The 13,570-nt window shown below is 67.3% G+C and carries 14 protein-coding genes; 7 read left to right on the top strand and 7 right to left on the bottom strand.

The features are described from left to right. Positions 1-120: 120 nt before the first annotated feature. Complete coding sequence (locus HLG70_RS02745) at positions 121-1,071, bottom strand: adenosine deaminase (RefSeq protein WP_171665260.1); 951 nt, start codon at positions 1,069-1,071, stop codon at positions 121-123. Positions 1,072-1,135: 64 nt separating this feature from the next. Next, positions 1,136-2,071, bottom strand: a complete 936-nt coding sequence (locus HLG70_RS02750; protein WP_171665259.1) for a LysR family transcriptional regulator — start codon at positions 2,069-2,071, stop codon at positions 1,136-1,138. Between the two features lie 158 nt (positions 2,072-2,229). On the opposite strand from HLG70_RS02750, the gene HLG70_RS02755 reads away from it, so the two are divergent. From HLG70_RS02755 to HLG70_RS02785, 7 genes are all read left to right on the top strand, one after another. After that, complete coding sequence (locus HLG70_RS02755; protein WP_234103359.1) at positions 2,230-2,955, top strand: hypothetical protein; 726 nt, start codon at positions 2,230-2,232, stop codon at positions 2,953-2,955. Between the two features lie 41 nt (positions 2,956-2,996). Next, a complete protein-coding gene (locus HLG70_RS02760) occupies positions 2,997-3,362 on the top strand; it encodes a sel1 repeat family protein (RefSeq protein WP_171665258.1) in 366 nt (121 codons plus the stop codon). 9 nt (positions 3,363-3,371) lie between these two features. Next, entirely contained in the window at positions 3,372-4,742 is a 1,371-nt protein-coding gene (locus tag HLG70_RS29625; RefSeq protein ID WP_171665257.1) for an MATE family efflux transporter, read from the top strand. A gap of 75 nt (positions 4,743-4,817) precedes the next feature. Next, entirely contained in the window at positions 4,818-6,338 is a 1,521-nt protein-coding gene (locus HLG70_RS02770; protein ID WP_171665256.1) for a lytic murein transglycosylase, read from the top strand. Next, positions 6,335-6,943, top strand: a complete 609-nt coding sequence (locus HLG70_RS02775; RefSeq protein ID WP_171665255.1) for a class I SAM-dependent methyltransferase — start codon at positions 6,335-6,337, stop codon at positions 6,941-6,943. The genes HLG70_RS02770 and HLG70_RS02775 overlap by 4 nt, the downstream gene beginning before the upstream one ends. 72 nt (positions 6,944-7,015) lie before the next feature. Further along, the gene (locus tag HLG70_RS02780) at positions 7,016-7,561 is read left to right on the top strand and encodes a GNAT family N-acetyltransferase (RefSeq protein WP_171665254.1); all 546 of its coding nucleotides are present in this window, start codon (positions 7,016-7,018) and stop codon (positions 7,559-7,561) included. A 53-nt stretch (positions 7,562-7,614) separates the two neighbouring features. After that, positions 7,615-7,797, top strand: a complete 183-nt coding sequence (locus tag HLG70_RS02785; protein WP_171665253.1) for an oxidoreductase-like domain-containing protein — start codon at positions 7,615-7,617, stop codon at positions 7,795-7,797. A gap of 17 nt (positions 7,798-7,814) precedes the next feature. Here HLG70_RS02785 and HLG70_RS02790 read toward each other — a convergent pair whose 3' ends face one another. The 5 genes from HLG70_RS02790 to HLG70_RS02810 form a co-directional block, all read right to left on the bottom strand. Further along, on the bottom strand, positions 7,815-8,252 hold the full coding sequence (locus HLG70_RS02790) for an acetyltransferase (RefSeq protein ID WP_171665252.1): 438 nt from the start codon (positions 8,250-8,252) through the stop codon (positions 7,815-7,817). Between the two features lie 45 nt (positions 8,253-8,297). Then, positions 8,298-10,037, bottom strand: coding sequence for a peptidase M14 (locus tag HLG70_RS02795; protein ID WP_171665251.1), 1,740 nt, complete (start codon positions 10,035-10,037; stop codon positions 8,298-8,300). A gap of 40 nt (positions 10,038-10,077) precedes the next feature. Then, positions 10,078-10,947: an ABC transporter permease gene (locus HLG70_RS02800; RefSeq protein ID WP_171665250.1), complete on the bottom strand. Its 870-nt coding sequence runs from the start codon at positions 10,945-10,947 to the stop codon at positions 10,078-10,080. Between the two features lie 5 nt (positions 10,948-10,952). After that, a complete protein-coding gene (locus HLG70_RS02805) occupies positions 10,953-11,876 on the bottom strand; it encodes an ABC transporter permease (protein WP_171665249.1) in 924 nt (307 codons plus the stop codon). Between the two features lie 142 nt (positions 11,877-12,018). Further along, entirely contained in the window at positions 12,019-13,551 is a 1,533-nt protein-coding gene (locus tag HLG70_RS02810; protein ID WP_171665248.1) for an ABC transporter substrate-binding protein, read from the bottom strand. Between the last annotated feature and the right edge of the window lie 19 nt (positions 13,552-13,570).

Below are 13,570 nucleotides of genomic sequence, written 5' to 3' on the forward strand. Positions count from 1 at the left end.
CGGCCGCGGCGGGCGCCGCGGCCATCGGACTATGGTAGGGAGGAAAGGGCGGCGCCGGACATGCCGGTTTTGAACAATGCCATGCGCAACCCGCATGGCCAGGCAGAAAGGGGCGGCGGCCTACTTCGCGATCCGCGCATCCAGGCTGTTGTCCGCCAGCGCCTGGGCCTGCGCCCGCGACATGCCCAGGTGTTCGTACAGCGCGTGGAAGTTCTCGTTGACGTAGCCGCCGAAATACGCGGGATCGTCCGAGTTGACCGTGACCTTCACGCCCGCGTCCAGCAGCGACAGGATGTTGTGGTCACGCATGTGGCCGAACACGCGCAGGCGGGTATTGGACAGCGGACAGACCGTCAGCGGAATCTGTTCGTCGATCAGGCGGGCGATCAGCCTGGGGTCTTCCGCGGCGCGCACGCCGTGGTCGATGCGCAGCACCTTCAGCAGGTCCAGCGCCTCCCAGATGTATTCGGGCGGGCCTTCCTCGCCCGCGTGGGCCACGGCGGGCAGCCCTTCGGCGCGCGCGCGGTCGAACACGCGCTGGAACAGGCGCGGCGGAAAGCCCATTTCGCTGCTGTCCAGGCCGACCGCGATGAACGCGTCGCGATAGGGCAGCGCGGCGTCCAGGGTGCGCATTGCCTGTTCTTCGGGCAGGTGGCGCAAGAAGCTCAGGATCAGGCCGCTGGTCACGCCCAGCTGCTTGCGGCCGTCTTCGAGCGCCTGGCTGATGCCGTTCAACACCACCTCGAATGGAACGCCACGGTCGGTGTGGGTCTGCGGGTCGAAGAAGGGCTCGGTATGCACCACGTTCTGCTCGCGGCACTTCAGCAGGTAGGCCCAGGTCAGGTCATAGAAGTCCTGCTCGGTGCGCAGCACGTCCGCGCCCATGTAGTAGAGGTCCAGGAATTCCTGGAGATTGCCGTAGTTGTAGGCGCCGCGCAGGGCTTCGATGTCGGGCCAGGGCAGGGCCACGCCGTTGCGCTGCGCCAGCCGGAACAGCAGCTCGGGTTCGAGCGAGCCCTCCAGGTGCAGATGCAATTCCGCCTTGGGCAATGCGTTGAGCCAGTCGTACATGGGTGCTCCGATCTAAAAGTACTGCGTGTTCAGGGTGCTGCGCGCCGCGCCCGCGCCGGGTCGCCTAGGCCGCCAGCGCGATGCTGTCCGCCTGGATGGTCCGTTCAAGCTGCGCCGCGAAGGCGCGCGCCTGCCGCGTGCTGGGGCGGTCGCGGCGCCAGATGGCCGCAAGCGGCGATTTGCGCAAGGCCGGCCGCGCAGGCAGGACCGCAAGTTCACCGCGCGCCTGCCGGATGGCCGCGACACTGCCGGGCAGCATCCACAGATATTGTCCATCCAGCAGCATCTCGCGGCCGAATTCCAGCGACAGGGCGCCGATCATATCCGGAATCGCCATACCGGCCTCCCGCAGGGACACTTCCAGTTCGCCGCGGATGCGGCTGCCAGGCAGGGCGGTGATCCAGGGGTAGGCGACGTAATCGGCCAGCGTGGTGCCGGGCACCCCGGCCAGCGGATGATGGGTGGCGCAGGCCAGCACCACGGGATCTTCCAGCAGGGTGGTCGAGCGGTAGATCTGCGGATTGACGGTGGACGAGAAGCGGCTGATCAGCACGTCCAGGGCGCCTGCGTCCAGGTCTTCGATCAGCCGCTCATGCGTGCCGATCTCGATGGTCAGCGTGATGCGGGGGCAGGCCTGGCGGTAGGCGCGCGCGGCCTCGGCCACCGGCCAGGCGGCGAACATCGAAAAGCAGCCCACCGCCAGGCTGCCTTCTTCGCCGCGCGACAGGGCGGCCAGGTCGATCTCGGCCTTGCGAAAGCCGGTGAGCAGCAGACGGGCATGGCGGCACATGGCCTCGCCCAGCGGGGTGCAGGTGGTGCCCTTGGCCGTGCGTTCGAACAGCCGCGCGCCCACCAGTTCCTCGATCTCGGCGATGGCGCGGGACAAGCCCGATTGCGTGCTGTGCAGCTGCGCGGCCGCCTTGGACAGGTTGCCCAATTCGGCGACGGTCAGCACGATTTCCAGGTGCCGGATGCGGAGCTTGCCTCGGAACGGAGTCATGGCGCGGGTTCGGGGATGATCTGCCGATTATTCTCCGGCGCCGGGCGCTTGGCAACGCGCGCGCGGGTTTCGGATATAGTTCGACGCCGGGCAGCACACCGGGGCGGGGCGCAATCCGCCGGTGTTCACCATGTGGCCGGCATAGTAGAGAGACAGCCTTGTCCCATCAATTCTTCGTATTGCCGCGAGGCGTTCTTCGCATTGTTCGTTTGTCCGCCTGCGGGCTGGCACTGGCCGCGCTGACCGCATGCGTCTCATCGCGCCTGGATGAGGTGCCGGTTGCATGGACGGGTTTCCGCGATCCGCAGCCGGTGGTCCTGCCGTCCGATCCGGCGCAATGCCCGGACCTGGCCGGCGTCTATCAGGCCGCGGGCGAATATCGTTCCGGCGACAGGCAGTCGAAGTCGCTTGCCGACCTGTACATGTTCCTGGCGCACCCCTTGGACCTGCATGGATTGCGCGACGGCAGTCCGCCCGAATGGCGGGCGGCGCCGCAGGCCACGGTGGCGTTCGCGGCCGGCGCCCGCGGTTGGGAGATCCAGGCGCAGGACGGACAGGGCGGCCATTTCCGCGGGCAATTGCCGATGCTGAACGGCGCGCGGGACAGTGTGGTGTCGCCGGTCTCGTTCAATCCGCGCATGCCTGGCGGAATCGTGCGCCACACCGGCTGCGCGCAGGGCCGCCTGTGGGTCAGCGTCAGGACCGACTGGGCGCAGTACGAATCCATGGGCGTGCTGCGCCACGTGGCGCTGTTGCGCCCGGATGCGGGCGGCCTGCTGGTTACCCTGCAGCGCGAGTCCGACAGCATCGGCATGCTGCCCTGGTACTCCAACGACAGCACCGTGTCCCAATATTGGTTCGCGCCCGCGCAGGACCACCCCTGAAACCCCGGCGGGCAGGCGCCCGCGATTACCGATAGTGCTTCATGACTCCCAAACGACTCTTTATCTGGACGGCTTTCTTCGCGTTGTTCGTGGTGCTGGTGGCGCTGTTCTGGCGCCAGCTCTTTGATCAAACCCCGCGTTCGCTGCGCGACCTGGGCAGCTATCCCGTGGGCGACAACGTCCATGTCTATGGCGAGTCGCCGCGCCAGGACGGCATGGCCGAGCGCGCGCTGCTGGCCGACGCGCAGCGCGGCAATCCGGCGGCCCAGTTCATGCAGGCCCTGATCCTGGAGCCGGTGAACATGAAGGAAGCGCTGCGCTGGTACGAAGCCGCCGCGGCGCAAGGCGACGAGGCGTCGATCGCACGCTTGCGGGAACTGCGCCAGACGCAGCCAGCCGCCCGCTAGGCATCTGCCTTGAACGCTCCCGCGCAACATGCCCGCTTCGTGTCCGGCCCGCTGGGCGGCCACGTCATCGAGATGATCCTGACCGGCTGGGCCAGCATGCTGGCCGTGTTCGCGGTGGAGTTCCTGTCGCTGCTGTACCTGGGCACGCTCAAGGACGAGGCGGTGCTGGGCGCCGTGGGCTTCGGATCCATGACGCAATTCACCATTACGTCGATATGCATCGGCGTGACGGTAGGCGGGGCGGCCCTGGTGTCGCGCGCGCTGGGGGCGGACGACGCGCCGCGCGCCCGGACGCTGGCCGGAGCGTCGCTGATCCTGATGGCCGCATCCGGGCTGGCCGCGGGCGCATTGTTCCTCGCCGCCATTGGCCCGTTCACCGCGGCGATCGGGCTGGCGGAAGATGTGCGCGGGCATCTGCTGTCCTATGTGCTCATCACCACGCCGTTCGCGGTCGTGATGGGCGTGGGCATGATGCTGTCCAACCTGCTGCGCGCGGCGGGGCACGGCCGCCAGTCCATGTGGGTGCTGCTGGCGGGCACCGCGACCGTCGCCGTGCTGGACCCAGTGGTCATCTTTGTGCTGGACGGAGGAATGGAAGGCATTGCCTGGGCCGGCGGGGTGGGGCGGGTGGCCACGGTGGCGCTGGGCGCCTGGCTGGTGTTCCGCAAGTACCGCCTGGTGGCCTTGCCGGCCAAGGGGGCGTTGCGCGAACATCTGGCCGCGATCGGGAAGATCGCCTTGCCCGCGGCGCTGACCACCTTGGCCACGCCCGCATCGGTCATCTTCACCGTGTCCACCTATGCCAGCTTCGGGCCCAGCGTGATGGCGGGGGCCACCGTGGTGGACCGCCTGCTGCAACTGGCTTTCTCGCTGTTCTTCGTGCTGCCGGGCGCGATCGGGCCCATTCTTGGGCAGAACCTGGGCGCGGGCCAATGGGGCCGCGTGAAACAGACGGTAAGCCTGACCGCGCGCTGGGCGCTGCTGTATGGCTTTTCGGCGGCCGTCGTGCTGGCGGTGCTGGCGCCGTGGATGCCCGATCTCTTCCAGGTGACCGGGCCGGGCCGCGATCTGATCATCTTCTTCTGCCGCTATGGCAGCTTCGCCTGGGCGCTCAACAGCCTGTTCTTCGTATCCATCGCCGTCTTCAACAACCTGGGATACGCCACGTATTCCACCGCCATCGGCTGGCTGCGCGCCACCCTGGGCACCTTGCCCTTTGTCTGGCTGGGCGCGCACTACGGCGGGCCGGAAGGCGTGCTGCTGGGACAGACCACCGGCTTCGCGCTGTTCAGCCTGATCGCGATGGTCCTGTGCCGGCGCGTGCTGCGCGCGCCGCCCGTCGGATACGCCGCTGGCCCGCGCGCGACGCCAGCCGCCTAGCGTACGGGCCGCCGGTTCGATTTCGGCGGCTGGTCGCGGTACGATCCCGGCTGACTTCGATTTTTCAGGAAAGCCATGCGCCAGAGTTCCATTCGCCCTCGAATCGACAGCTTCTCCCGCGTGCTCGTGGCCGCTGCGCTGGCCGCTGCCGCCGCGAGCGCCGCGCAGGCGCAGGGGCCGGCGTCCGCGACCGGTTCGCGTACGCAGTCGTCCACGCCGGTCCAGCCGCCGCCCGTCCTCACGCCCAAGCGCAGTTTCGACGACGCGCCGGCTGCCGTGCCCGCGCCGGCTGCCGCCGCCGCGCCTGCCGCCGTACCTGCGGCCGCGCCCGCGGCCGCACCCGCGACTGCACCCGCGACTGCACCCGCACCCGCCGCTGCGCCCACGGTCATCATCCCGACCGAGCTGGACACCAAGGCCTGCATCGACAAGCTGCGCAAGGGCGCCACCGCCAACGGCCTGACCGTGGCGGATTGGGACAAGTACACGGCCAACGCCAAGCTGCTGCCCACGACCGTGGCGTCCGCCAAAGGCCAGCCCGAGGGGCGCGAAAGCTGGTGGGACTACATCGCCAAGACGGTGGACGACGAACGCGTCAATGACGGTCGTGCGGTGCTGGCCAAGTACGGCCCGCAACTGGCCAGCATCAGCCAGCAGTACCAGGTGGATCCCGCCACGCTGGTCGCGATCTTCGGCATCGAGACCAACTACGGCCGCCAGGTCGGCAAGACCGACGTGCTTGACGCCTGGTTGACCCGCGCCTGCACCGAAAACAAGCAGCTCTGGGAAAAGAACGCCTACGCGTCCGTGCGCCTGCTGCGCGATGGCACGGTGCCGGCCGACAAGTTCGTCGGTTCCTGGAGCGGCGCCTTCGGCATGACGCAGTTCATCCCGACCTCGTTCTATGAACTGGCCGCGGACGGCGACGGCGACGGCCGCATCGATCTCTACAACTCGCTGCCCGATGCGCTGGCCTCCACGGCCAATCACCTGCGCAAGCGCCGCGCCAAGTGGACGCACGGCTTGCCGGCCGTGGTGGAAGTACGCGTGCCGGCCGAACTGGCCGCCGCGATTCCGCCCGAACCCGACGCCGAGTACGTGGGCTCGCAAGACCGCCGCACGATTGCCCAATGGGCGCAGGCCGGCCTGAAGCAGGGCGACGGTTCGGTGCTGAAGCTGCCCTCGGGCAATGAAGAGCAGGCGTATCTGTTCGCGCCGACCGGCGCGCGCGGCCCGGTATTCCTGGCCACCGTGAATTTCGACGCCATCCTGCACTACAACCAGTCGCGCCGCTATGGCCTGGCCGTGGCGTTGCTGCTGAACCGCCTGCAGGGCGGTCCAGGCATCGTCGCCGCCTGGCCCACCGATGATCCCGGGCTGTCGCGCGCGCAGATCAAGGAACTGCAGCAGCAGCTCTACGGCCGCGGCTACGACATAGGCGAAGCGGACGGCATTCCCGGCGCCAAGACGCGCGACGCGGTGCGCGCCGAACAGGAACGGCGCAACCTGCCGCAGGATGGCCGCGTCGGCAAGCGCATCCTGGACGCGCTGAAGGCCGACCAGCCCGACGCCATGCGGGCGTATCCCTCCAAATGAGCCGGCCGCAAATCGCCGGCACGGCGGGCTACGGCGAGAACGCCGCGGCGCTGGCGGACCAATACGAGAGCATCGCGTTCGCCGACGTGCACCGCGATGTCGCGCACCTGATCCCGTCCGCGCCGGCGCGCATCGCCGACATCGGCGCGGGTTCGGGCCGGGACGCCGCGGCGCTGGCCCGCATGGGGCATGCGGTCGTGGCCGCCGAGCCCACGCCAGAGCTGCGCCGGGAAGGGCAGCGCCGCCATGCGCTGCCCAATCTGGAATGGGTGGACGACGCCTTGCCCGCCCTGGCCGGTTTGCGCGGGCAAGGCCGTGTATTCGACGTGCTCATGCTCACCGCGGTCTGGATGCATCTGGATGCCGCCGAGCGCGCGGCGGGCATGGCCAACCTTGCGGCGCTGCTGGCGCCGCAAGGGCAGATCCTGATGTCGCTGCGCCACGGGCCGGTGCCCGACGGTCGGCGCATGTTCGACGTGTCGGCCGAAGAGACCATCGCGCTGGCCGCCGGACACGGCTTGTCCAGCCATCATTTGTCCACGCGCGAAGACATGCTGGACCGCGCCGACGTGCGCTGGAGCTTCCTGGGATTGCGGCGCATCTGAGGGTTAGGCGGGAGTGCTCCGGCGCACGGCAGCCGGTATGATGGGCACATCCCGCCACCACTCACGACTGCCATGCCGTCCGCCGTGTTTCCCGAAGATTTTCTTACCCAGCGCCTGCGCGCCCGGCGCATGTCGCAAGCGCATCTGCCTTTCATCACCGAGATGCACGCCAACGCCGACCTGATGGCATCCATGGGCGGAACGCGCGACGCGGCGGCCAGCCGGCGCTACATGGCCCAGAACCTCGCCCACTGGACCGAATACGGCTACGGCATGTATGTGCTGGACGACCGCGACACCGGCCTGCCAGCCGGGCGCGCCGGCCTGAAGGTCTCCACGTCCGGCGGGCGCACCGGCATCGAACTGGCCTATGCCCTGCATCCCGATTGCTGGGGCAAGGGCTTTGCTCCGGAGATTTCCCGCGTGCTGATTGCGCTGGGGTTCAGGCTGCTGCCGGTGGACATGCTGGGAGCGGTGGCATTGGTTTCCAACACGGCATCGCGCCGCGTCCTGGAAAAGACCGGCCTGCGCTATGTAGGCATGACCAGCGATACGCCCGAGCCCAAGGTGCGCTACGAGATACGGCGCGCGGAATGGCGCAAGCGGGAAGGCGCCTGACCCCTGCTTGCGATTGCGCGCAAGGCGTCCTGGCATGGCGCTAACATGGCTCCATGAGCACCAAGACGATTCCCGACGACGATCCGCAGCCCGTTCCGCCCGAGCGTCCAGCGCCCGAGGAATGCTGCAACAGCGGTTGCATTCCCTGCGTCTATGACCTCTATGACGAGGCCATGGACCGCTATCGCGAGGCGCTGAAAGCCTGGCGCGCCAGGCACGAGGCGCCGAAGGCCTGAACGGCGGCGCGCCGCGCTCAGCCCGCCAGTTTCATGTGGATGATGGGAAAGGGCCGGCCCGCGTCGTCGTAGGCCGAACGGCCCACGTCCTCGAACCCGTAATGCTTGTAGAAGCCATGGGCCTGAGGGTTCTGCTCGTTCACGTCGACCAGCAGCGTGCCGTGCAGGGAGCGCGCGAAATTCAGGAGGCGCCGGCCGGCGCCCTTGCCGCGCTTGTTGGCATCCACGAACAGCATTTCGACCTTGTTGCCGGTCAGGCCCATGAAGCCGGCGACCTCGCCGGCATCGTCCTCACAGACCCAGACCCGTACCGAAGGCAGGTAGGTGTTGAGCACCTGCGGGTACATGGCCTGGATTTCCTTTTCGGTCAGGAAAGTATGGGTGGCGCGTACCGAACGGAGCCAGATGTCCACCAGGGCCAGATCGTCGCCGTGGTTGCGTTCTCGGATGTTCATTTCTTATTGATTCTGTATGTCGGAGGCCGGCACGGTCCTTGGCCGCTAGAGTCCGGAGCGATAGAGTTCCGTCGCCGCCAGGACCGTTTCCATCTGCACAGTATGCGCGAAAACGAATCGGTCGCCGTAGACGGTTTCATCCGGAAACTCGGAGATCAAGGCCAGAGGCAATTCTTCCCGGTCGGTTTCCGTGACCTGCACCGGAATCCCGTTGAGCACGTCGAAGCCAGATTCGAGCGCGTGCGCATGGAATAGTTCCAGCTGGCGGGCGTTGAATTCCACCAGGCCGGGGACGTTGCGGGCCAGCCGGGCGGTGACGCCTTCGATCAGGCGCCGCGCGCGTTCGCTCCAGCCGGGGTGATGGCGCAGCACCAGAAAGAAGCCCTTGGGAATCGTCCAGAGTTCAAAGTGGCGCGGCAAGTAGCCCGACAGCGGACGCGTCCATTCGTGCGCCGGATAGCCGTGCAGGTTGATGTGCAGTTGCGCGCCGCTGATGGCGTGCGCCTGGTGCCGGCCTTCGCGTTCGAAGAACGGCGCGCGTTCGCGGTAGGCGATGTCATCGCCCAGCGCGCTGTAGCGCGACGCGTGCAACATGTGGCGCGGGTGATGTTCGCGCAAGCGGTTAAAGAGCGCGTAGCCGTCGGGGTTCTCGGCGGCGATCAGGGCGAAGTGCGCATCGCCGCGCGCGGCCAGCGTCTGCGCTGCACGCAGCGCGCCCACGACGCCCGAGGTTTCATTGGCGTGCTGCGCGCCGGAAATGAAGACGGCGGGGCCGGGGCCGCGCACATAGGTGCCTAGCACCGGACGGCCTTGGCGGGAAATGGCCTGGAAGGTGTCGCCACCGAAGGCCGCCATGCATCCGGCGATCTGCCCGGCCGACAGCGGTTCGCGCAACTGTGCCAGCGGAGCGTCGGGCGCGACCGGCGAGACAGGCGCCAGCGCGGCAAAAGGCTCCAGCGAGATCTGCACGCGCGCCGCGCCGTCGTGGCGGCGGATATCGGGAATGATCTGGCCAGGCTGCAGGCCGCGGTCGCCGGACGGGCGGCCGGAGTGCTGCTGGAAGTGTTCCAGCAGCGAGAAATAGATATCTTCGTGCAGCGCCTCGAAGGTGCTGACGATCTCTTCGTCCACCGGCAGGGCGAAGTCGATTCCCGGCAGGTCCACGCGGATTTCCAGGCGATCGAAATAGGGTTCGTGCGCGCCCCACGCGTGGTTGCGCACGGTGTCCATGATGCTGCGAAACAGCAGCTGATACTCGGTTGCCTGCGCGGCGTCGATCTGTACCGCACCCTTGGCGTCCTGCACTCGCAGCCAGCCCGTGGGCGACAGTTCGGGCGTGCCGTCCAGCGCATGCCCGACCTGGTTGGGCGCGTAGACGCGCGTTTCGATCTGGCGGCCGTCGGCGTAGGTGAGGCTGACGTCATAGTGCAGATCGGCCGCGCCGGGCTGCATCGTCACGCGCACGCCGTCCAGCAGGGCGACGAGCGGATACGCTTCCAGCGTGAAGCGCTTGGCCTGGGCGTGTTCGTGCAGCGGGTAGCGCACGATGGCCGAGACCAGCCCTTCGCGTTCCACCTCTTCCAGGAAGTAGTGCAGGAGCGGCTTGTAGGCGCTGCGAAAGCGCGCCTTGACGCCGGCCTGTTCCAGGCGGGCCTGCGCCGCGCGGCGGGCCTCCACGCCTTCGAACAGCCAGCCTTCCACGACCGCGCCGCGCCAGGCCGGCGCCATGTAGGCGTGCGTCCAGGCATCCAGCGTGCGATCGAAAGTTCTTTCCAGCAACGACATACTCAGTATTCCTTCCAGTCCAGGGGGACCAGATCCATTTTCAGACTTTGCCGGTCGGGTCCAGGCGGTCGCGCAGCCAGTCGCCCAGCAGGTTCAGGCCCAGCACCGTCAGCATGATGGCCAGGCCGGGAAAGACGCTGACCCACCAGGCCGTCTGCATATAGGTGCGGCCGTCGGCAAGCATACCGCCCCAGCTGGGGATCATGGGATCCACGCCCAGGCCCAGGAAGGTCAGGCTGCTTTCCAGCAGGATGTTGTTGGCCACGTTCAGGGTCATCAGGATCACCAGCGGACCCAGCAGGTTCGGCACGATGTGGTGGCGGATCATGGCCAGGTCGCGCACGCCGAAGGCGCGGGCGGCCAGCACGAACTCGCGCTCGCGCAGCGCCAGCACCTGCGCCCGCACCAGCCGAGCGTACTGCACCCATTGCGACACGATCATGAAGAAGATGACGTTGAACAGACCGCCGCCCAGGATGGCGATGAACGTGATGGCCACCAGGATGAAGGGCAGCGCCAGCTGCACGTCGGCGAAGCGCATGACGATCATGTCCCAGAAGCCGCGGTAGTAGCCGGCGATGAGGCCCATGACGATGCCCAGCAGCGCGCCGCCGATGACGGACGCAAAGCCCACCATCAGCGAGATCTTGCCGCCGACGATGACGCGGGCCAGCACGTCGCGGCCCAGCGGGTCGGTGCCGAAGGGATGGGCGGCGGACGAGAAGGGCGCCATCAGGCGGGCGGCCAGGTCCATGGATTCGCCGCCGTCCGGAAAGATCCAGCCCGAGGTGAGCACCAGCAGGATCATGACGCCGGTCAGCACCGCGCCCAGGATGAATTCCAGCGAGCGGTAGCGGCTGCGCGGCTTGAACGCCTTGGGGGCGGCGGCGGTGGGAGTGGTTGTCTGCATAAGGCTTAGCGCGTGCGGATACGGGGGTCGACGATGCCGTAGGCGATGTCGACGATCAGGTTGACCAGGACGATGACGGTGGCCAGCACGGTGACCGTGCCCTGCAGCACCGGGTAGTCGCGGCCCGAGATGGCGTCGAACGCCAGCGTGCCCAGCCCGGGCCAGTTGAAGACCATTTCGATCACCACGATGCCGCCGATCAGGCCGCCGAATTGCAGGCCCAGGTAGGTGATGAGCGGAATGGCGCAGTTGCGCAGCGCGTGCTTGTACAGCACCACGCGTTCCTTCAGGCCCTTGCTGCGCGCCACCATGATGTACTGCGCGGACAGCGTCTCCAGCATCGTCGTGCGCACCAGCCGGATGTTGGTGGCGCTGAGGATGATGGCCATCGTGAGCGACGGCAGCACCAGGCTGGCCGGGCCGCTCCAGCCGGACGGCGGCAGCAGCGGGAAGGTGATCGACAGCAGCAGCACCAGCATCAGCGCCAGCCAGAAGTTGGGAAACGACAGGCCCACCAGCGACAGGATGCGGATGGCCTGGTCCGTGGTCTTGCCGCGTTTGATCGCGGCCTGGATGCCCAGCGGCAGGGAAATCAGGATGGAGACGATCAGCGACGTGAAGGCCAGCATCAGCGTGGCGGGCAGGGCGTCGCCGATCAGCTTGGCGACCGAGGTGCCGCCCATGAAGCTGCGGCCGAAATCGCCGTGCAAGAGGCCCTGCATATAGGACAGGTATTGTTCGTGGAACGGGCGGTTCAGCCCGAGCGCCTGGCGGATGTTGGCCAGGTCTTGTTCGGTGACGCTGCCCGAGCCCTGGCTGAGCATCAGCGCGGGGTCGCCGGTCAGGCGCACGGCATAAGAGACAAGCAGCGTCACGGCGACAATCACGAAGACGGCCTGCAACACGCGTTTGATGAGAAATCCGGTCATAAGGCGCCGAACCGGCTTGCGCCGGCGCGGGTCGGTAATGTTAATGCTGCAACGGGCACTGTTCTGGTAGGATGCCGCGGAGCCGGCTCCGCCGGTCCGCAGGCATGCCCCCTGGGGGGAAGCGCGTAGCGCTTCGGGGGGGCTACTCTACGGCCGTGTCAACGAAACGGAAGCGGATATCGCCCGGAACCTCCAGGTTCTTCACACGCTTGTTCACGCCCACGATCGTGTTCAGGCTGTACAGCGGCAGTTCCAGCGCCTGGTCGGCCACGTAGGCGGCAATCTCCTGCAGCATGACTTCGCGCTTCTTCACGTCGTAGACGGTGCGTTGCGCTTCAAGCATGGTGTTGAGCTTGGCGTCGTTGTCGTACGGATTCCACTTCTGGCCCGTGTGATACATCAGGTAGGCCGTGTTGTCGTAGTCGTACGTCCAGCCGCCCCACTGGTTCTGCCACATCTCGCCGGTCTTGCCGCCGGGGATGATGTCGTTGAGCAGCACGCCGGTTTCGTACGGCTTGATCGTGGCGCGCACGCCCACGGCCTGCAGGTAGCCGGACACGGCCTGGGCCACTTCGCGGAAGTTCGAATCGCTGCCGCGCACGTCGATCTGCACCGTGGCGCCGGGCTTCACGCCTGCCGCGGCCAGCAGCTTCTTGGCTTCTGCGGGGTTGAAGGGCAGGGGCTTCTGCTCGGGGTTGTAGCCGAACGATTGCGGGCCCTGGAAGCTGGCGATGGTCTTGGCCTGGCCCAGCAGCAGCTGCTTGACGATGGCATCGCGGTCGACGGCCATGATCAGCGCGCGGCGCACGTCGCGATGCTGGGTGATGCCGTTCTTGGTGTTGTAGCGCAGCGCGAAGGCCACGGGGCCGCCGGTGGAGATCACATCGGCGTTGCCCGATTTCTTCACGGTGTCGATCAGGCCCAGCGGGATCAGCGTGGCGATGTCGATACGGCCGGCCTGCAGCTCGGCGACCTGCGTGCCGGGCTCGCCGATGAAGCGGTAGACGACCTTGTCCAGCTTGGGCTTGCCGCCCCAGTATTCATCGTTGCGCGCGAGCGTCACGTTGACCTTGGGCTGGTAGCTTTCAAACTTGAACGGGCCGGTGCCGACCGGATTCGTGTTGAAGTTGTCTTCGCCCTTTTCCTTGATGTACTTGGGCGGCACGATCATCGCGCCGTAGCCGGCCAGCTTGGTCAGCAGGACCGGGTCGGGCTGCTTCAGGATGAAGTCCACCGTGTATTCGTCCACCACCTTGATCTCGCCGATCGAGTCGTAGTTGGACTTTTGCGGACCCTTGGCGCCTTCCGCGCCCAAGAGGCGCTCGAAGGTGAACTTCACGGCTTCGGCGTTGAAGGGCTCGCCGTTGTGGAACTTGACGCCTTCGCGCAGCTTGAAGCGCAGGCGCTTGTTGTCGTCCAGGTATTCCCAGCTGGTGGCCAGGCCCGGCTGCAGCTTCAGGTCCGCGCCGCGCATGGTCAGGCCGTCGTACAGGTTGCCGCCCACCGAACCCCAGAAGGTCACGAAGGTGTCGATCGGATCCCAGCTGCCCGGATCCTGGTTGATGGCCACGTTGAGTGTGCCGGCGGCGTGCGCGGTCGAGAAAACGGCGGGCAGCGCGCCGCCCAGCGCCAGGGTCAGGGCGGTGGCGGTGAAGGTGGTGCGTAAGAATTGCATGTTCGCCTCCAGGGACGGG

This window comes from Achromobacter deleyi (assembly GCF_013116765.2).
Classification (GTDB): Bacteria; Pseudomonadota; Gammaproteobacteria; order Burkholderiales; family Burkholderiaceae_B; genus Achromobacter; species Achromobacter deleyi_A.